Source organism: Pseudomonas sp. G166, from assembly GCF_037027455.2.
GTDB lineage: Bacteria > Pseudomonadota > Gammaproteobacteria > Pseudomonadales > Pseudomonadaceae > Aquipseudomonas.
This window is the reverse complement of sequence record NZ_CP146985.1, coordinates 5,749,448-5,767,212: the sequence shown is the minus strand read 5'-3', so window position 1 is coordinate 5,767,212 and position 17,765 is coordinate 5,749,448. Positions and strand designations below refer to the sequence as shown.

Annotated in this window: 18 protein-coding genes and 1 pseudogene; 10 read left to right on the top strand and 9 right to left on the bottom strand. The window is 61.9% G+C overall.

Annotation, left to right across the window (positions count from 1 at the left end; translation table 11 throughout):
* Window positions 1-91: 91 nt before the first annotated feature.
* From SGN16_RS25555 to SGN16_RS25545, 3 genes and pseudogenes are all read left to right on the top strand, one after another.
* Window positions 92-211, top strand: a pseudogene (locus SGN16_RS25555) (metal ABC transporter ATP-binding protein); the annotation flags it as partial.
* 55 nt (window positions 212-266) lie between these two features.
* Window positions 267-1,766, top strand: a complete 1,500-nt coding sequence (gene amn, locus SGN16_RS25550; RefSeq protein ID WP_210641166.1) for an AMP nucleosidase — start codon at window positions 267-269, stop codon at window positions 1,764-1,766.
* Window positions 1,767-1,904: 138 nt separating this feature from the next.
* Entirely contained in the window at window positions 1,905-2,471 is a 567-nt protein-coding gene (locus tag SGN16_RS25545) for a pseudouridine synthase (protein ID WP_335945904.1), read from the top strand.
* Here the strand turns inward: SGN16_RS25545 and SGN16_RS25540 are convergent.
* From SGN16_RS25540 to SGN16_RS25530, 3 genes are all read right to left on the bottom strand, one after another.
* The gene (locus tag SGN16_RS25540) at window positions 2,466-2,675 is read right to left on the bottom strand and encodes a DUF2788 domain-containing protein (RefSeq protein ID WP_003185724.1); all 210 of its coding nucleotides are present in this window, start codon (window positions 2,673-2,675) and stop codon (window positions 2,466-2,468) included. The two genes, SGN16_RS25545 and SGN16_RS25540, sit on opposite strands and share 6 nt — an antisense overlap.
* 296 nt (window positions 2,676-2,971) lie before the next feature.
* Complete coding sequence (locus SGN16_RS25535) at window positions 2,972-3,451, bottom strand: Lrp/AsnC family transcriptional regulator (RefSeq protein WP_025215622.1); 480 nt, start codon at window positions 3,449-3,451, stop codon at window positions 2,972-2,974.
* A 338-nt stretch (window positions 3,452-3,789) separates the two neighbouring features.
* Window positions 3,790-4,611: a hypothetical protein gene (locus SGN16_RS25530; RefSeq protein WP_339101861.1), complete on the bottom strand. Its 822-nt coding sequence runs from the start codon at window positions 4,609-4,611 to the stop codon at window positions 3,790-3,792.
* 245 nt (window positions 4,612-4,856) lie between these two features.
* Here SGN16_RS25530 and SGN16_RS25525 point away from each other — a divergent pair, with 245 nt between their 5' ends.
* Window positions 4,857-5,867: a DUF6515 family protein gene (locus SGN16_RS25525; protein WP_335945883.1), complete on the top strand. Its 1,011-nt coding sequence runs from the start codon at window positions 4,857-4,859 to the stop codon at window positions 5,865-5,867.
* A 76-nt stretch (window positions 5,868-5,943) separates the two neighbouring features.
* Here SGN16_RS25525 and SGN16_RS25520 read toward each other — a convergent pair whose 3' ends face one another.
* Together SGN16_RS25520 and SGN16_RS25515 are read right to left on the bottom strand one after the other, a co-directional pair.
* On the bottom strand, window positions 5,944-6,837 hold the full coding sequence (locus SGN16_RS25520; RefSeq protein WP_210641162.1) for a cation diffusion facilitator family transporter: 894 nt from the start codon (window positions 6,835-6,837) through the stop codon (window positions 5,944-5,946).
* Window positions 6,838-6,865: 28 nt separating this feature from the next.
* The gene (locus SGN16_RS25515; RefSeq protein ID WP_210641161.1) at window positions 6,866-7,285 is read right to left on the bottom strand and encodes a polyribonucleotide nucleotidyltransferase; all 420 of its coding nucleotides are present in this window, start codon (window positions 7,283-7,285) and stop codon (window positions 6,866-6,868) included.
* Between the two features lie 95 nt (window positions 7,286-7,380).
* On the opposite strand from SGN16_RS25515, the gene hrpB reads away from it, so the two are divergent.
* Window positions 7,381-9,897 (top strand): ATP-dependent helicase HrpB, encoded by a 2,517-nt coding sequence (hrpB, locus tag SGN16_RS25510; RefSeq protein WP_335945884.1) that lies wholly within the window; start codon window positions 7,381-7,383, stop codon window positions 9,895-9,897.
* A gap of 89 nt (window positions 9,898-9,986) precedes the next feature.
* Here hrpB and SGN16_RS25505 read toward each other — a convergent pair whose 3' ends face one another.
* The 3 genes from SGN16_RS25505 to SGN16_RS25495 all read right to left on the bottom strand — a co-directional run bounded on the left by SGN16_RS25505 (window position 9,987) and on the right by SGN16_RS25495 (window position 12,432).
* On the bottom strand, window positions 9,987-10,454 hold the full coding sequence (locus SGN16_RS25505) for a GNAT family N-acetyltransferase (protein ID WP_335945885.1): 468 nt from the start codon (window positions 10,452-10,454) through the stop codon (window positions 9,987-9,989).
* A gap of 145 nt (window positions 10,455-10,599) precedes the next feature.
* Entirely contained in the window at window positions 10,600-11,679 is a 1,080-nt protein-coding gene (locus tag SGN16_RS25500) for an endonuclease/exonuclease/phosphatase family protein (RefSeq protein WP_335945886.1), read from the bottom strand.
* A 90-nt stretch (window positions 11,680-11,769) separates the two neighbouring features.
* Window positions 11,770-12,432: a YciC family protein gene (locus SGN16_RS25495; protein WP_335945887.1), complete on the bottom strand. Its 663-nt coding sequence runs from the start codon at window positions 12,430-12,432 to the stop codon at window positions 11,770-11,772.
* Window positions 12,433-12,607: 175 nt separating this feature from the next.
* On the opposite strand from SGN16_RS25495, the gene SGN16_RS25490 reads away from it, so the two are divergent.
* The 3 genes from SGN16_RS25490 (at window position 12,608) to SGN16_RS25480 (ending at window position 14,635) form a co-directional block, all read left to right on the top strand.
* Entirely contained in the window at window positions 12,608-13,396 is a 789-nt protein-coding gene (locus SGN16_RS25490) for a DUF2076 domain-containing protein (RefSeq protein ID WP_335945888.1), read from the top strand.
* Between the two features lie 126 nt (window positions 13,397-13,522).
* The gene (locus SGN16_RS25485) at window positions 13,523-14,002 is read left to right on the top strand and encodes an NYN domain-containing protein (RefSeq protein WP_003185707.1); all 480 of its coding nucleotides are present in this window, start codon (window positions 13,523-13,525) and stop codon (window positions 14,000-14,002) included.
* 21 nt (window positions 14,003-14,023) lie between these two features.
* The gene (locus SGN16_RS25480) at window positions 14,024-14,635 is read left to right on the top strand and encodes a 3'-5' exonuclease (protein WP_210641151.1); all 612 of its coding nucleotides are present in this window, start codon (window positions 14,024-14,026) and stop codon (window positions 14,633-14,635) included.
* Window positions 14,636-14,763: 128 nt separating this feature from the next.
* Here the strand turns inward: SGN16_RS25480 and SGN16_RS25475 are convergent, their stop codons facing one another.
* A complete protein-coding gene (locus SGN16_RS25475) occupies window positions 14,764-15,216 on the bottom strand; it encodes an Lrp/AsnC family transcriptional regulator (protein WP_335945889.1) in 453 nt (150 codons plus the stop codon).
* A 161-nt stretch (window positions 15,217-15,377) separates the two neighbouring features.
* Here SGN16_RS25475 and yedA point away from each other — a divergent pair, with 161 nt between their 5' ends.
* Both yedA and SGN16_RS25465 read left to right on the top strand, forming a co-directional pair.
* Window positions 15,378-16,280: a drug/metabolite exporter YedA gene (gene yedA, locus SGN16_RS25470; RefSeq protein ID WP_210641147.1), complete on the top strand. Its 903-nt coding sequence runs from the start codon at window positions 15,378-15,380 to the stop codon at window positions 16,278-16,280.
* A 58-nt stretch (window positions 16,281-16,338) separates the two neighbouring features.
* Window positions 16,339-17,676 (top strand): DEAD/DEAH box helicase, encoded by a 1,338-nt coding sequence (locus SGN16_RS25465; protein WP_210641145.1) that lies wholly within the window; start codon window positions 16,339-16,341, stop codon window positions 17,674-17,676.
* Window positions 17,677-17,765 lie beyond the last annotated feature (89 nt).

The following is a 17,765-nucleotide window of genomic DNA, read 5'->3' as shown; positions in this document are numbered from 1 at the left end:
TGCTCGCGAAGGCGTCGGCACATTCAACACTTCTGATGACTGATACACCGCTATCGCGAGCAAGCTTGCTGCCACAGGGGAACTGCGGTGAGTGAGGATTCTGTGGCCTCCGGCGACCAAGGTGGGAGCGAGCTTGCTCGCGAAGGCGTCGGCGCATTCAACACTTCTGGTGACTGATACACCGCTATCGCGAGCAAGCTCGCTGCCACAGGGAATCGATCGAGTCCAATACGCCACTGTTCCCGTCAGACGACGATGCAGGCAAGATGAAGGCCTGCAAGTCAGAACACAGGAAGCTGATCGTGACCGAAGCGTTTATTGTCGTTCAAACCGCCGAGCAAGCCGTGGATCGGCTGGCCGCCCTGCACGAGCGTGCGACCACCGCACTGAACCAGGCGCTCATGCGTTACCTCAAGGATCGCGTCGAGCCGGATGCCGAGCAACGTGCATTGTTTCGCTATCCGGCCTTGCGCCTGACCTACCAGTGCCACGGCGAGGTCCCGCAGACCACGCGCGCCTATGCCAAGGTCCAGTTGCCGGGCACCTACAGCGTCACCGTCACCCATCCTGCCGCATTCCGTAAGTACCTGCTGGAACAGCTGGTCCCACTGATGCACGACTTCACCGTCACCGTGGAAGTGGGTGTCAGCGAGCAGAACATTCCGTACCCGTACGTGGTGGAGCAGGGCGATGAACTGGCCGGTTCCGGTGTAACCGCCGCGGTGCTGGCGCGAGTGTTCCCCAGCACCGACCTGTCGGCCGCCACCGATGGCATCGCCGACGGCCTCTATGACTGGGAAAACACCGACCCGCTGCCCCTGGCGCTGTTCGACGCCGCGCGGGTGGATTTCTCCCTGCGCCGGCTGGTGCATTACACCGGCAGCGACTGGCGTCATGTGCAGCCGTGGATCCTGCTGACCAACTATCACCGCTACGTCGACCAGTTCATCGTCCATGGTCTGGAGCAGTTGCGCAGCGATCCGCGTTTTGTACGCATGGTGCTGCCGGGCAACGTGATCATCGACAAGGACATGGATCACGGCGAGGCGTCGGCCATCGCCGCCGGAGTGGTCTGGCACCGCTACCAGATGCCGGCCTATCACCTGCAGACCAATGATGGTCATGGCGTGACCCTGGTGAACATCGGCGTTGGCCCGTCCAATGCCAAGAACATCACCGACCACCTGGCCGTGCTGCGCCCGCATTGCTGGTTGATGATCGGCCACTGCGGCGGGTTGCGGCAGTCCCAGACCATCGGTGACTACGTGCTGGCCCACGCCTACATGCGTCGCGATGGCATTCTCGACCGGGTGGTGCCGCCGAACATTCCGATTCCTGCGTTGGCCGAAGTGCAGATGGCCTTGCAGCAAGCGGCGGCCAATGTCACAGGCGAAAAGGGTGACGAGCTGAAGAAACGCCTGCGCACCGGCACCGTGCTGACCTACGATGACCGCAACTGGGAGTTGCGCTGGGCCCAGGAGCGTCCGTTGATCAACCTGTCCCGCGCGGTGGCGGTGGACATGGAAAGCGGCACTATTGCTGCGCAGGGGTATCGTCTGCGGGTGCCGTACGGCACGTTGCTGTGCGTCTCGGACAAACCGCTGCACAGCGAAATCAAACTGCCGGGTTCGGCCAACGCCTTCTATGAGCGGGCGGTCAACCAGCACCTGAAGATCGGTATCGCGGCGTTGGATCTGCTGCGCACCGAGCTTAACTCGTTGCATTCGCGCAAACTGCGCAGCTTCGACGAGCCGCCGTTCCGCTGATACGGCGGTGGTTATTTAGCGGTCGGGCCACTAGCATTAGCGGCCCTGACCGCTAGATGTTATGCCGCCATGTCCCGTCCTCCACGCCCTGCTTCCCGCCGCCCTGGCGCGAAGTCCCCAGCCGCCGCCCCGCGCCGTGTGGCCAAGGCCCCGCCGGCCGAGCCGAAGCTGATCCTGTTCAACAAACCCTTCGATGTGCTGACGCAATTCAGCGACGGCGAAGGGCGGGCGACGCTCAAGGATTTTATCGATGTGCCGGGCATCTACCCGGCCGGACGGCTGGATCGCGACAGCGAAGGGTTACTGTTGCTGACCAATGATGGTCAATTGCAGGCGCGCATCGCCGACCCCAGGCACAAACTCGCCAAGACCTATTGGGTACAGGTGGAGGGCGAGCCGAGTGCTGAACAGCTACAGCGTTTGCGTGATGGCGTGGAATTGAACGACGGCATGACCTTGCCGGCCGAGGCGCGCCAATTGGATGAACCGCAATTATGGCCGCGCAACCCGCCGGTGCGTTTTCGTAAAAGCGTGCCCACGAGCTGGCTGGAACTGGTGATACGCGAGGGGCGCAACCGCCAGGTGCGACGCATGACGGCTGCGGTGGGCTTGCCGACGTTACGCCTGGTGCGGGTCAGGATCGGCGACTGGACAATCGAAGGGCTCGATCAAGGCCAGTGGAAAGAAGTACCGGCGCGCTTATAACGCCCCGGACTCGATCAGGCCGATCACCACGCTCTTGATAACGAACGCCGCCACGCCGAGCCCCAGCACGAAAAACAGGATGAACGAGCCGAAACGCCCGGCTTTGGACTTCTTCGCCAGATCCCAGACGATGAAACCCATGAAAATGATCAGGATGCTGACCAGGCCGGTCATCATCCACTCTTCGAAAACAGCAGGATCCATCAGGACACTCCGGCGTGGGCGGGGTTGAAAAGGCGCGGCGAGTATACGGCATGGGGCAAGGGCGAGGGATTGGCCTGCGGCGGTGTGTCGCAGCTATTCATCGGTTGGGCTGAGGCTATAGACCCATGTGGGAGCGAGCCTGCTCGCGAAGGCGGCAGTACATGATCGTTCCCACGCTCTGCGTGGGAATGCAGCCCGGGACGCTCCGCGTCCCCCAAGAGCCGAACGCAGAGCGTCCGTAGAGGCGTTCCCACGCAGAGCGTGGGAACGATCAAAGCTTGCTCGCGATGGCGCCTTCAGCTACGCAGATGAGTCAACGGTAGCTCAGTGCTGTTGAGCACCTGGTTCAGCACAAAACTCGAACGCACGCTGGTGACGCCATCGATACGAGTCAGGTGCCCCAGCAGCAGTTTCTGATAATGATCCATGTCCGGTACCACCACCTTGAGCTGGTAGTCCGCGTCCATGCCGGTCACCAGGCTGCATTCCAGCACTTGCGGCAGGTTACGGATGGCGGCTTCGAAGTTCTCGAAACGCTCGGGGGTGTGGCGGTCCATGCCGATCAGCACATAGGCGGTCAGGCTCAGGCCGAGCATCTTGCGGTCGAGCAGGGCGACCTGGCGGGTGATGTAGCCGTCATCCTCCAGCTGCTTGACCCGTCGCGAGCAAGGGGAGGGCGACAGGCCGATGCGTTCGGCCAGTTCCTGGTTGGAGATGCGCGCGTCGCGCTGCAATTCCGCCAGAATGCTCAGGTCGTAACGGTCGAGTTTGCTCATCGGTCGGGCCTTTATCTTGATAATTGCGTCAGATTATCTATCCAGGGTTAAAAATTGCGCAAGCGGTGTTTATTCGAGCAATCTTCGCAATCATCTGTCGGCACCACGCCCTTATGCTTATCACCAAGATCACTGCTCGGACAAACAGTCCAGTGCAGCCCGCCCGATCAGGCCGGCTGCGGTCGCAGCACCCACCGGTGTCTGGCAGACCCCCGAGCTGCACACTGTCCAGAAGACGGCGTGAGGTGAGCCGACGTCATAAGCGTCGAGCACGGACGAAATTCTCAAGGGGAGGCCGACGGGTCTCCCTTTTTTATTGGGCGCAGATTCTGTTTTGCCTAGGGCACGTCATAACCGCAGGCGCGCAGACGCTGGCGGGTCAGGCGTTTGTCCGGGTAGTCGTCGCCCCAGTTCAGATGCTGGTCATAGCGGGATTTGACGTGGGCGCAGGCGGCTTTGATTTTTGCGTCAGCCTCGGCCAGGGCGGTATCGGACAGGCGATTGATTTTCAGGCTCTGGAAGAAGGGCAGCATGAAGGCCTCATCCAGATCGTAGCCCTCAGTGCCTTCGGGCAGGCGTTGGCCGGCCCTTACCGAGAACGGCTGTTTCAGGCCGCTCTGGTTTTCCCAGCACCAGTATTGGATTTCCTCCTCCCATTCCCCCGTTGGGCTGTGCCACATGTCGTAAAAACGTAGGCATTGCATGCCTTGCCGGGTGGCCCAGTCGATCCTATCGGGGCGCGGCTCGCTCCGGCCAAGATCCATTAGGGCCAGTTTGTTTTGCAGGAGTACCTGCGGGGGGTAGAGCGCCGCTACGTCCTCTCCATCGAGAAGGCTTTCAACGATTATCCATCGCGATGAGGCCAACACCACCAGCTCACCGGAGCGAAAGCTGCCGGAGGCACTCGCTGACTGAATGTCGCGCACCTTATTGTAGTTGAAGCCGCTTTTGAGGGTGCCGCACGGGGGGCGCCTCAACGGCCCGGGCAAGTCATACGAGAAGCGCGGGCTGAGGGTCACTCGTTGTTCTCCCACTTCACACAGCATGCGGCTTAGCCGCCGATCATCTTCATAGACCAACGGTACGGGCGCGCAACCCCACAGGGCTACGGGCAGCAGCATCAGGGCAACAGGACGGCTCCTTGTGACGAGGCGCCGCATGAGGTGCCCCTGACCCCACCTGAATGGAATTGACATGCCTTCACTCCCTTGATTGGCTCATTGCGACAGATGCCGGTAGTCGTTACGGGTGAACGGAAGTCCTGTCAACCGGCGAAATAGATAGGCATCTTAGAGGAAAACTTTCAGCAGCCTGCGAAATAACCCCGTGGCTGATAACCTGTCGTAGAACCGGCCTGGGCTTTTCCAGTCTTACGATCAGGCCCTGAACCGTTGTGAGGAATTTCATGAAGTCGCGCATCTGGCGTTTGGCAGGTGTTGGTCTGTTGTGGGCAAGTGTCAGTGCGCAGGGAATGGCTGATGATCAGCAAAACCGTGGCGGTCCGGACGGTGGTCGCGGCCAGGATGGGCGAGGTGGCGATGGTCAGGGTTATTCGGGCCAGCCGCGGCCGCAGAGCAACGAAATCATACGGGGTGACAATAGTCGTCAGTTCGAGGTCAGGCCGCAGCCGCAGTATCAGGGCGGCCAGCACTATGATCGTGGGCCTCAAGACCCCAATGTCCATGGCCGCCCGCAACCGCAGCCGGGCAACAACCTGCCGATTCAGGGCCGGCCCGACAGCGTGACCCAGACCCGCGAACCGCAACCGGGGTATTACCGCGACATTCCACGTCGCAATGACGGTTATCCAAATGGCGGCCCCCGTCCAGGTCATGACAACCGTCCCGAGCAGCATTGGCCCGGTCGGCCGGACGGCCATGGCAACGGCTGGGGACCTGGGCCGCAGTATCGCCCGGGGTATGTAATCGACCGTTTCCCGGACCGCAACTATCGTGTGCCTTATCGCGGCCAGGATTATTTCTATTCGGGTGGCTACTGGTATCGTCCCCAGGGGCCGCGCTTCGTGGTGGTTGAACCGCCGCGAGGCATCCGCACCCGTTACCTGCCCGATTATGCTCGGGAAGTCTGGATCGGCAGCTCGCTGTTCTTTCTCGCCGCCGGCGCCTATTACATCTATGAAGCCAGCACCCGGGACTACGTCGTGGTCGAGCCGCCGGTGGCCAATCCGCAGCCCCAGCCCCAAGGCAACAGCTTTGATGTGGTGGCTTACCCTGCCAACGGCCAGTCCCCCGAGCAGGTCAATCAGGATGGCTACGATTGCTATCGCTGGGCGGTGCAGCAGAGCGGTTTCGACCCACGTAACTACACCTACCCACCGGCGCCGGAAGTGGTGCAGACCTATCGGCAGGCCCAGGGCAGTTGCTTGAGTAGTCGTGGGTATCAGGTGACTTACTGAGTATTCAGCAGGACACAGTTCCCTGTGGCGAGGGAGCAGGCTCCCACGTCACAGGTTCTGCGTTAAGCCTTGAGTATCAAGCGCTAGCGCCTCTCACCACTTCCGAGGGATCGGCATGCACCAGCACTTCAGCCTTTGGATAGGCTTTGTGGATGGCGTCAGCCGCCTGGTCGCTGATGCCATGGGCCACTGACAGGGTCAACTCCCCCGGCAATTCCAGATGCAGTTGCACGAACCAGTGGTTGCCGGAAATTCGTGTACGCAAGTCATGGGCACCGACCACTCCTGGCACGGCGCAGGCCAGTTCCAGCATGTGCTGGCTGACGTCGGGCGGCAGTTCCTGGTCCATCAGCACCGCGAAGCTTTCCCTGGCGATCTGGACGGCGCTCCACAGAATGTAAATGGCGATGCCCAGGCCGAACCAGGCGTCCAGTTGATACCAGCCGAACCCCGCCAGCACCAGGGCGACCAGGATGCTGCCGTTGAGCAACAGGTCGGAGCGATAGTGCAGCGAGTCGGCGCGCACGGCGTTGGAGCCAGTGGCGCGAATGACCCGATACTGCAATGCCAACAAGGCCAGGGTCAGCCCGAGGGAAAACACGATCACGCCGACGCTGAGCCAGGGGGCGTCCACCGGGATCGGGTTTTTCAGGCGTTCGAACGCCTGCAAGGCGATCAACACGGCACTGCCGCCAATAAATAGCGCCTGGGCCATGCCGGCCAGGGATTCGGCCTTGCCATGCCCGTAGCGATGATCGTCGTCGGCGGGGCGCAATGCGTAATGCACCGCCAGCAGATTGAGCAGCGAAGTGACGCCGTCCAAAGCCGAATCGGTCAGGCCGGCGAGCATGCTCACCGAACCGCTCAGCCACCAGGCTGCAGCCTTGGCAACAACCAGGATAAGTGCAACGGCCACCGATGCACGGGTGGCCAGGCGTAGCAGGCGAGCATGTTCGGTGCTGGTGGTCATCGTGCGGTCATTCCTTGCGTGGCGCCCGTCATGCGGCTGGTTTGAGACCGAGGGCGGCCAGTTGTTGCGCGCTGCCCTTGTGTTGGATCAGCCGTGGATCGTCCAGCGGGAAGCTGCGCCCCAGTTCGCGTTCCAGGATTGCCTGCAATTTGTGGTTATTGACGGTGCCGTCGGGGTTGATGGCCGGCTTGAGTTTTTCTGGCTCGATCTGGACGCTTTTGCCCGGCTCGAAATAAATGGCCCCGGTGGCGAAGTCCACGGCGAACGCGATCAGGCCGGGGATGATGTAGAACAGCAGGCCCACGGCGTCGAGCGCGGCGATCGCCGGGTCGATCTTGCCGTCGATCTGGCCGCGACGGTCCGGGTAGAAGATCGAGCCGCAGGCGCTGACCTGGGTCAGCAGGGTGGCGACCAGGACGCCGCCGATGACGCGAAAGGGAATACGCATAGCAATCTCCTGAGCAGATAAGGGCGTTGCTGGTTGGAGTCCAGACCACGCTAAACAGTTCGCCGTTATACTCGGCCCTCTGTTTTGGAGCCAGCATGATTTCTTTGCCGATTGATGAAGTTTTACCCGCCCTGCGCCAAGCCTTGGCGTCGCGCCACGAAGCGGTGCTCGAAGCGCCGCCCGGTGCCGGTAAAACCACCCGCGTTCCCTTGGCCCTGTTGCACGAGCCCTGGCTGGCCGGGCAGACCATCCTGATGCTCGAACCCCGGCGCCTGGCGGCCCGGGCGGCGGCCGAGCGCCTGGCCAGTGAACTGGGGGAAAAGGTCGGTGAAACCGTTGGCTACCGGATTCGTCTCGACAGCAAGGTAGGCCCCAAGACCCGCATTGAGGTGGTCACCGAAGGCATCCTCACCCGCCGTTTGCAGGACGACCCGGCGCTGGAAGGCGTGGGGCTGCTGATTTTCGATGAATTCCACGAGCGCAGTCTCGATGCCGACCTGGCTTTGGCCTTGAGCCTCAACGGCCGTGAGCTGTTTCGCGAAGAGCACCCACTGAAGATCCTGTTGATGTCCGCCACCCTGGAGGGCGAGCGCCTGGCCGGGTTGCTGGACGATGCGCCGATCCTGCGCAGCGAAGGGCGCATGTTCCCGGTGGCGGTGCGCTGGGGCCGTCCGTTCCAGCCCGGTGAATTCATCGAGCCGCGCCTGGTGCAGACCGTGTTGGACGCGTTGCACGATGAGGCAGGCAGCGTGCTGGTGTTCTTGCCCGGGCAGGCGGAGATTCGCCGGGTCCATCAGCAACTGGCCGAGGCCTTGGGCGAGGGCGCTAATGTGTTGCTCTGTCCGCTGCATGGCGAACTGGACCTTGCCGCCCAACGCGCCGCCATCGACCCGGCGCCCCCGGGCCAGCGCAAGGTGGTGCTGGCCACCAACATCGCCGAGACCAGCCTGACCATCAACGGCGTGCGGGTGGTGATTGACGCCGGATTGGCCCGAGTGCCGCGTTTCGACCCGGGCAGCGGCATGACCCGTCTCGATACCCAGCGCATTTCCCGCGCCAGCGCCACCCAGCGCGCTGGGCGGGCCGGGCGTCTGGAACCCGGGGTGTGTTACCGGTTGTGGTCCGAAGACCAGCACGAACAACTGGCCGCTTATGGCAGCGCCGAGATTCTTTCGGCGGACCTGGCCGGGTTGGCCCTGCAGTTGGGACGCTGGGGCGTGACGCCGCAGCAACTGGTCTGGCTCGACATTCCACCCGCCGCCGCTTATGCACAGGCGCAGGATCTGCTGCAACGGCTGGGCGCGCTGGAGGGCGAGCAACTGACCCGTCATGGCCAAGCCATGGCCGAACTGCCGGCTCACCCGCGTATCGCCCATTTGCTGCTGCGCGGTCAGGCGCTGGGGCTGGCGGACATGGCGTGCAACGTCGCGGCCTTGCTGGGCGAGCGCGACATTCTGCGCGGCGCTGGTGCGGATCTGCACAATCGCTTGGCGCTGCTGTCCGGCGAAGAACGGGCGGTGCGCGGCGCTCAGGGCGGGGTGCAGCGAGCGCGACAACTGGCCCGGCAATATCGCGGCTACCTGCGGGGCAAGGCCGAAGCCGCCGTCACCGACCCCGAGCATCCGCGCTGGCTCGGCGCGTTGCTGGCGTTGGCCTATCCCGATCGCGTCGCCCAGCAGCGCCGGCCCGGCGGCGCGGAGTATCGTCTGGCCAACGGCCGTGCGGCGTTGTTTGCCGAGGCGGACAGCTTGATGAAACAAGCGTGGCTGGTGATTGCCGACCTGGGCAGCCGACAGGGCCAGCGGGAAGAGCGGATCTACCTGGCAACGGACTTTGACCCGGCGCTGTTCGATTCGGTACTGGCCGAGCAGGTGCGCACGGTGGATCAACTGGATTGGGACGAACGCGAAGGCGTGCTGCGCGCCGAGCGCCAGCGCAAGGTTGGCGAACTGGTCCTCAGCCGCGAGCCATTGACCGGCCTGGATGAGTCGGCCCGCAGCCAGGCGTTGGTGAACCTGGTGCGCCGCAAGGGCCTGGAGTTGCTGCCCTGGACCCCGGAGCTGCGACAGTGGCAGGCGCGGGTGGCGCTGCTGCGCCGGCTCGACCTGGAGGCCAAGGGTGAGAGCGAATGGCCAGACGTCAGCGACGCAGCGTTACTGGACAGTCTCGAGCATTGGTTGATGCCGTATCTGGGGCGCGTCTCGCGCCTCAGTCATTTCGCCAACCTGGACTTGTCCAGCATCGTTCACAACCTGTTGCCCTGGCCTTTGCCGCAACGCCTGGATGAACTGGCCCCCCATCATTTGAGCGTGCCCTCGGGCTCGTCGATCCGGCTGGACTACAGCGAGCATCCGCCGATCCTGGCGGTGCGCTTGCAGGAACTGTTCGGCCTGGCCGATACCCCGCGCATTGCTGGTGGCCGCCAAGTCGTCAAGCTGCACCTGCTGTCACCGGCGCGTCGGCCGGTACAGGTCACTCAGGACCTGGCGAACTTCTGGCGCAGTACCTACGCCGAGGTGAAGAAGGACCTCAAGGGGCGGTATCCCAAGCATTACTGGCCGGACGACCCGCTGGTGGCGGAGGCGACGGCGCGGGTCAAGCCACGTAAGTGAGCTGAGTTCCGATCCGCTCTCAATCCACTATGGGAGCGAGCTGGCTCGCGATGGCGATGTGTAGCCAAAGCTCCCTAAAGAAGCTTTGGCTACACACCTTCCTTCTCAAGGAACTTGCTGTAGCTGAAAAACATTTCATCGCGTTGCCAACCTGCGGACTCATAGAGTGCCTGGGCAGATTCATTGGTCTTGGCAGTGCGTAAGTCCAAACGGACGGCCCCCTGCTGCCTGGCATATTCTTCGGCCGCCGTAAGCAGCTTTCTGCCTATGCCCTGCTGGCGCAAGTTTGAATCAACGAAAAGATCATACAGAGTGAAGATTCGCGCAGTGAAAACCGAGCAAAAGGTTGGGTAGAGCTGGCAGAACCCCGCAAGCGCCTTGGAAGCGTTCTCTGCAACGAATACCTGTGATTCACCCTTTTCAATCCGCGCCCTGATGTAGGAGGTCGCCCGCTGCAGGTCGGCCTCCATTCTGTAGAACTGTCGGTACGCATCAAACAATACACCGAGCGCATCAACGTCTTTCTGCTCGGCCAGGCGAATCTGTATATCGCTCATGGAACTCTCCTTGAAATGGATGTGTAGTCTGAGGAGGCCTCAGCGCAATACCATCAGGACAGTCAGAGCGTATTTCTCCTATTGGCCGGGCGTTATCCCAAACCGGCACTGGAGTTGCCACACGTGTTCAGCGCTGATGTTCAGTTCAAGGCATTGCCGGCAACAAAAAACGCGCAATCACCGGCAAATGATCGGAGATGCGCAAGGTATCGTCCTGGCGTACCTGGGCTTGGACCCGTTTGATCCGTGGGCTGTAGAACAGGTAATCGACGGTGCGGTCGGGGCCGTTGAGGCCGGGATCGTTCGGGTAGTGGGTCAGCCAGTGTTCGCGGTCGATGCCGCTGGCCTCGTTGTTGGTGGGGATCATCGGGTACTTGTCCCACAACAGGTGCAAGGGGCTGTCGGCGGAGTAGGGCGTGCGTTGCTCGGAGGGCAGGCGCCGGTACTGACCCAGGGGCAACTGGTTGAAGTCGCCGCCGATCAACCAGGGCGTGCCCGCCGATTCGAATTTATCCAGTGTCTTGACGACGGCGGTGATTTGTCTGGGCGCGGTTTCGTCCGGCTCGCTGGTCCGTTCCAGATGCGTGTTGAGCACCGCCAGCTGGCTGCCATCGCTCAGCGGCAGATAGCTCACCAACAAGGCATTTTTCGGTTGGAATTGACGGCTGATGAAGTTGGCGTCGGCCACCGGCAGTTGTACTCGTTCGGCATGCTCGATGCGGTAGCGACTCAGGGTCGCCAGTTGCCGGCCGACACTGCCGAAGATATGCGGGTTGGGGATGAAGTCGGCCTTCCAGTCGAAGGCGCTGGTGCCGCATGGGTAGAGGTCGGCCAGCCGTTCCTGCAACAGCTTGAACTGGTCCTGGTAATCGCTGGCCTTGGCGCCTTTGTCCAGTTCCTGGAGCAGCACGATGTCCGGTTGCTCGTCGCGGATCACCCGTGCCACTTCGTCGAGGCTGAAGGCCATGTCTTCCAGGGTCGGGCTTTCATCGTCGCCCTGGGCCAGGTCGTTCCAGAACACGTAGCGCTTGCCGGCGAGGAACTGGACGTTCCAGGTCATCACCTTCAAGGCCTGGCCGGGCGCCAGCGGCGCCGCGTTGGCGGTGCAGCTGACCGGCACGGTTTCCCGGGGCTGTGGTCGCCAGGTCAGGCCGTAGATCGACAGGACGGCCAGGCTGAGGATCAACAGCAGGCCCAGCAAGGTGTAACGCAGTAGACGGGTCATGGCTCGGCTTATGGGCGAAACGCAAAAGTGATCCCGAGCATAACCGAGAGCGGTTCTCAAGCCCAAGCCCAGGGCCGTCGCAGTGGGCGGTCAGCGGTTAACCGGCTGTGCTTCGATCAGCATGAACATCCGGAACAGCACCACGCTGGTGAACAATTGCAAGAAGCTGTGAACGCTCTCGATCAGCAAACTGAGCAGGGGGTTCTGGGGGGGTGGGTACATCGAGACACTGACGCCCTTGAGCAGCCACAACGGGCCCATCACACACAAAATGCACAACAGGATCCGCCAGAAATTGCCGCGGGTCATGCTCAGGCTTTCCTTCATCGCGGCCAGCGGCGTCAGCCCTCTCAATACCAACAGGTATTCACTGAAGGCCAGGGCTACCATCAGCCACAGGCCCGGCAGGAAGTACAACGAAATACCCACCAGGATCAGCAGCGTGTTCAGGGCCGTCAGCAGGGCAAAGCGGGGCCACAGCGTCAGGGCAGTTGCGAGCAGATCGCGAGCGGGCGGCGCTTCGCCGCGACTGCGGGCGTCGAGAAACAGGATCAGCGCGGCGGTGTACAGCGGATACAGCAGCAACCCGACGATCACGCTGTAGCCGGGAAAGCCTTCGGGGCCGACAGCGCTGTCGACACCTTGTTGCAGCAGAGCCTCGAGTATCACCAGCGGCAGGCACAGCTGGGCGATCCGGCCCAGATGGCGCTTGAAGAAATACAAAGAGTCACGCAGCACGTCAAACGGATTCATGGGTCGGTATCGCAGTTCAAAAGCGGTCCGACACTTTAACCGATCAGGCGCCCGCACAAGCAAACGTAAACATCTGGTAAAGACCATTGAAACCTCTTCGGCCAGCCCCATAACTGTTCGCACCGGTCTTTGGGGCCGGAATGGTTTTTTTACCCGGCAATCTGATGAGGTCGCCATGAACAGCGAAGAGCAAACCCTGATCGATGGACTGTTTTCACGGCTGCAACAGGCCGAAAAGGATTCAGCCCTGCGCGACGCGCAAGCTGAGGCGCGGATCAAGGAGCACATGGTCAACCAGCCTGCGGCGGGCTATTTCATGGCCCAGGCGATCCTGGTGCAAGAGGCGGCGATCAAACGCCTCGATGAACAGAACAAACAGCTTGCCCAACAAGTCGAGCAACTGCAGGCGGACCTGCAGCAGGCTCGGAGCCAGGCTTCGGCGCCAAGCGGCGGCGGTGGTTTTCTCTCGAGTATTTTCGGTGGCAGCTCCCGTGATTCCCGTCCGGCACCGGCCCCTAGCGCACCGGCATCGGCGGGTGGTGGCTGGCGCGAGCCGGCGCGGCCGGCCTTCAATGCGCCGCCTCAGCAGGGCTTTGGTGCCGCGCCCGGCAACTATGGCGCACCGCCTGGCAACTACGGCGCGCCGCAACAACAGGCACCGGCAGCGAGCAGCTTCCTGGGCGGCGCCCTGAAAACCGCGGCGGGCGTGGCTGGTGGGGTGATGTTGGCCCAGGGCATCAGCAGCCTGTTCCACAGTAATCAGCAACCTCAGGAGATCGTCGAGGTGATCAAGGAAGAACCCGCCCAACCGGTCAATGACGCCGGTAACAGCAGCGATAACGGCTGGGGCGATGACTCGCGCGTGGCGGACAATGACACCTATGGCAGCGACCAGGGTGGTTTCAGCGACGCGGACTACAGCGACGATTCGTCGTTCTTCGGCGACGACGATTCCTTCGTCTGACCTGCCATTCGTCCGGGGCGCGCTGGCGCCTCGGGCTGATTATTCGCGGAACATTCCTCTGGGCTGGCATACTGGGCAACTTTTCGGGCCCGAAGGCCTGCGCTTGTGCATCCAAGAGGAAACGCGGTGAAAAAAATCGCAGTGTTCGCCGATGTCCAGAACCTCTATTACACCGTGCGCCAGGCCTACGGTTGCCATTTCAACTACGCAGCGTTGTGGGCCGATGTCAGCAAGCAGGGGCAGATCGTCGAGGCCTATGCCTATGCGATCGATCGCGGCGACAGCAAGCAGCAGCAATTCCAGCAGATCTTGCGTAACCTGGGTTTCGTCGTGAAGCTCAAGCCCTACATCCAGCGCAGCGACGGCTCGGCCAAGGGCGACTGGGACGTGGGCATCACCCTCGACATTATGGACGCCGCCGATCACGTCGATGAGGTGGTGCTGGCTTCCGGTGACGGCGATTTCGACATGCTGCTCGAGCGCATCATCAGCAAGCATGGTGTGCAGGCCGTGGCCTATGGCGTACCGGGGCTGACTGCCAATTCGCTGATCCGCGCCGCCAGCCGCTACGTGCCCATCGAAGGCGCGTTGCTGCTCAAGAATTGATTTTACGGAGCTCAGACAGGTTTGGAACGCATCGCAGTCATCGACTTTGAAACCACTGGCATCACACCGAGCAGCAGCTGCCGGGCCACCGAAATCGCCGTGGTGATTCTGGAGCAAGGCCGGATCGTCGACCGTTACCAGAGCCTGATGAATGCTGGTGTGCGCGTGCCGGCCTTCATCGAGCAACTGACCGGCATCAGCAACGCCATGCTGCGCAGCGCACCGTCGGCGGAAAAGGTGATGAACGAGGTCAACGAGTTCGTCGGCATCACGCCGCTGCTGGCCCACAACGCCGCGTTCGACCAGAAGTTCTGGGACTTCGAACTGGGACGAATCAAGCGCACCCGACTACAGAATTTCGCCTGCTCTTTGCTACTGGCTCGGCGCCTGATGCCGACGGCGCCGAACCACAAGCTCGGCACGCTCAACGCGTTCGCCGGCCTGCCCCATACCGGCCAGGCTCACCGGGCCATGGCCGATGCTGAAATGGCCGCCAACCTCACCGCGCACCTGGCCGCGGAACTGCGGCAAAAGCACGGGTTGCGGGAGTTGTCTCATGATTTGCTGTGCAGCTTGCAGAAAGTGCCGGCGGCGAAGATCAATGAGCACCTCAAGCGGCATCGCGGGTTCTAGGCTCGCCGAAAAACAACTGTGGGAGCGAGCTTGCTCGCGATAGCGTCGGATCGGTCAGCCTCTCTGTTGACTGACACTCCGCCATCGCGACAAGCTCGCTCCCACAGGGTGGGTCTGTGTTGAGTGGATTATTTCCCGTTGCCTTCCAACTGCCCCAACGGCACGCGCTTTTCAATGGCGCTGGACAGCACGATCGAGGTCTTGCTGAAGCCGAACTTGGCGATGCGGTTGATCAGCTCTTCCAGTTCCGGCATTGAGCCGACCGCCGCTTGCATGATCACGCACGGGTCGCCTGTCACTCGATGGCATTCGGTCAATTGCGGGATTTTGCACAGTTCGTCGTAGGTCTTCTGGTTGCCATGCTGGTTCATCCGCAGTTCGATGACGCACTGTATCGGCAGGCCGATTTTCGCCATGTCGACTTTCGCCTGATAGCCGGTGATCACACCGCTGGTTTCCAGTTTGCTGACTCGCTCGGCCACGGCCGGGGCCGACAGGTTCACTTTGCGGGCCAGTTCGGCGTAGGACGCCCGACCATTTTCCAACAGGGTGCTGAGCAGCATGCGGTCGTATTTATCCACGGTTTGGCTTCCTGTTGGGGTAACTTTCGAAAAAGCGATTTATAGCGCTGATCTCCGTGTTTTGAAAAGTGTATGGGTCGGATAAACAGGTTTTGTAACTTATTTTCCGCCTGTTGCCTTTCTAGAATAATGCCTCTCATTGTCCTGACTTCGAGCCGACCATGCCTGGCCCACGCCGTTTCCCTTTGCCATTGATCGCTGCCTTTTTCGCCTTGTACGTCATCTGGGGTTCGACCTATCTGGTGATTCGCATCGGTGTCGAGCATTGGCCGCCGCTGTTGCTGGCGGGGATTCGTTTCGTGCTGGCCGGCTCGCTGATGTACGGCTTCCTGCGCTGGCGCGGGGCGCCGGCGCCGACCTGGGCGCAATGGAAGGCCGGGGCCATCATTGGTGTGCTGCTGCTCAGTTTCGGTAATGGTGCGGTCAGCGTTGCCGAGCACACGGGCGTGGCGTCTGGGGTGGCGGCGTTGGCCGTGGCGACGGTGCCCTTGTTTACCTTGCTCTGCGGCTATTTCTGGGGCGCGCGTAATACCCGCCTGGAATGGGCGGGGATTGTGCTGGGGCTGATTGGCATTGCCATGCTCAACCTTGGCTCCAACCTGCAATCGAGCCCGCTGGGTGCGACCTTGCTGGTGTTCGCGGCGGCGTCCTGGGCCTTTGGTTCGGTGCTGAGCAAGCACTTGCCGTTGCCGGCGGGGGCGATGGCCAGTGCCGTGGAAATGCTGGTTGGCGGCGTGGTGCTGTTGATCGGCAGCGTGGCCAGCGGCGAGCATCTGGACAGTGTCCCGCCGTTGGAAGGTTGGTTCGCCCTGGCTTACCTGACTTGTTTCGGCTCGATCGTCGCTTTCAACGCCTACATGTACCTGCTCAAGCATGTACGTCCGGCGGCGGCCACCAGTTATGCCTACGTCAACCCGGCGGTAGCGGTGTTGTTGGGGATCGTATTCGCCGGTGAAACCATCGGCATTGAAGAGGCCTCGGCGATGCTGGTGATCATCAGCGCTGTGGTGTTGATCGGGTTGCCCCAATGGCGCAAACCGATGCCCGCGCCGGCCGAATCCTGAATTAGGGTAAACTGCCGCGCATTGCACACCTTGCGCTGATTTTTCCTACGGTACTTCCATGACTTTCGCCACCCTTGGCCTGATCGAACCCTTGCTGCGCGCCCTTGAGACGCTCGGTTACCAGACCCCGACCCCGGTGCAGGCCCAAGCCATGCCGGCGGTGCTGGCCGGTCGCGACCTGATGGCCGCCGCCCAGACCGGCACCGGCAAGACTGCCGGTTTTGCCGTGCCGCTGTTGCAGCTGCTGACCACCGAAGGGCCGAAGGTCGCCGCCAACTCGGTGCGGGCGCTGATCCTAGTGCCGACCCGCGAGCTGGCCGAACAGGTTCATGAAAGCGTGCGCCAGTACGCGCAAAACCTGCCGCTGAGCACGTATGCCGTGTATGGCGGCGTCAGCATCAACCCGCAAATGATGAAACTGCGCAAAGGTGTCGATCTATTAGTCGCCACACCGGGGCGCCTGCTCGATCTGTTCCGGCAGAACGCGCTGAAGTTCAACCAGTTGCAGACTCTGGTGCTGGACGAAGCCGACCGCATGCTCGACCTGGGTTTCTCCGAAGAGCTGGCCAATATCTACAAGGCTCTGCCGAAAAAGCGTCAGACGCTGCTGTTCTCGGCAACGTTCTCCGATGCGATCCGCCTGCTGGCCGGGCAGATGCTCAACGACCCACTGAGCATTGAAGTGAGCCCGCGCAACGTCGCCGCCAACACCGTCAAACAATGGGTGGTGACGGTGGACAAGAAGCGCAAGCCGGAACTGTTCGTTCACTTGATGCGCAAGGGTAAGTGGAAGCAGGTGCTGGTGTTCGCCAAGACCCGCAACGGCGTCGATGCACTGGTGGAAAAACTCCAGGGCATGGGCATCAACGCCGACGGTATCCACGGTGACAAACCCCAGGCCACCCGCCAGCGGGCACTGGACCGTTTCAAGGCCAGTGAAGTGCAGATCCTGGTGGCCACCGACGTCGCCGCCCGTGGGTTGGACATCGAGGATTTGCCGTTGGTGGTGAACTTCGACCTGCCGATTGTCGCCGAGGACTACATTCACCGCATCGGCCGTACCGGCCGGGCGGGCGCTACGGGGCAGGCGATTTCTTTGGTCTGCGCCGACGAAGTGAATCTGCTGTCAGCCATCGAAACCCTGACCCGTCAGACGTTGCCCCGGCAGATGGAACAGGACTTCGAGCCTGAGCATCGGGTGCCGGACACTGACGCCAGCGGCCAGGTCATCAAGAAACCGAAAAAGCCGAAGAAACCGAAAACCTCAGGCAGTGGCGGCAAGCGCAACCTGGGCAAGTGGGTGGACAGCGGCGACGCGGGGCCTGTGGAGCCCTCGGTCAAGCCGGTGCGCAAGGTGCCGGTGTTCAATACTGGGCCGCGCAAGCGTAAGCCTTGATGATTCGCGGCGTCTGATACATCGCTATCGCGAGCAAGCTCGCTCCCACAGGGGTTCTCAGGTGTGCACAGATCCGGTGTCCACTACAG

Bases quoted from the DNA above. Each gene is read 5' to 3' on its own strand.
- SGN16_RS25495 (WP_335945887.1), bottom strand. From the start codon at position 12,432: ATGAATCCGTTTGACGTGCTGCGTGACTCTTTGTATTTCTTCAAGCGC.
- SGN16_RS25520 (WP_210641162.1), bottom strand. From the start codon at position 6,837: ATGACCACCAGCACCGAACATGCTCGCCTGCTACGCCTGGCCACCCGT.
- SGN16_RS25490 (WP_335945888.1), top strand. From the start codon at position 12,608: ATGAACAGCGAAGAGCAAACCCTGATCGATGGACTGTTTTCACGGCTG.
- SGN16_RS25530 (WP_339101861.1), bottom strand. From the start codon at position 4,611: ATGCGGCGCCTCGTCACAAGGAGCCGTCCTGTTGCCCTGATGCTGCTG.
- SGN16_RS25525 (WP_335945883.1), top strand. From the start codon at position 4,857: ATGAAGTCGCGCATCTGGCGTTTGGCAGGTGTTGGTCTGTTGTGGGCA.
- amn (WP_210641166.1), top strand. From the start codon at position 267: ATGAAGGCCTGCAAGTCAGAACACAGGAAGCTGATCGTGACCGAAGCG.
- SGN16_RS25465 (WP_210641145.1), top strand. From the start codon at position 16,339: ATGACTTTCGCCACCCTTGGCCTGATCGAACCCTTGCTGCGCGCCCTT.
- SGN16_RS25505 (WP_335945885.1), bottom strand. From the start codon at position 10,454: ATGAGCGATATACAGATTCGCCTGGCCGAGCAGAAAGACGTTGATGCG.
- SGN16_RS25535 (WP_025215622.1), bottom strand. From the start codon at position 3,451: ATGAGCAAACTCGACCGTTACGACCTGAGCATTCTGGCGGAATTGCAG.
- SGN16_RS25515 (WP_210641161.1), bottom strand. From the start codon at position 7,285: ATGCGTATTCCCTTTCGCGTCATCGGCGGCGTCCTGGTCGCCACCCTG.
- yedA (WP_210641147.1), top strand. From the start codon at position 15,378: ATGCCTGGCCCACGCCGTTTCCCTTTGCCATTGATCGCTGCCTTTTTC.
- SGN16_RS25500 (WP_335945886.1), bottom strand. From the start codon at position 11,679: ATGACCCGTCTACTGCGTTACACCTTGCTGGGCCTGCTGTTGATCCTC.
- SGN16_RS25540 (WP_003185724.1), bottom strand. From the start codon at position 2,675: ATGGATCCTGCTGTTTTCGAAGAGTGGATGATGACCGGCCTGGTCAGC.
- hrpB (WP_335945884.1), top strand. From the start codon at position 7,381: ATGATTTCTTTGCCGATTGATGAAGTTTTACCCGCCCTGCGCCAAGCC.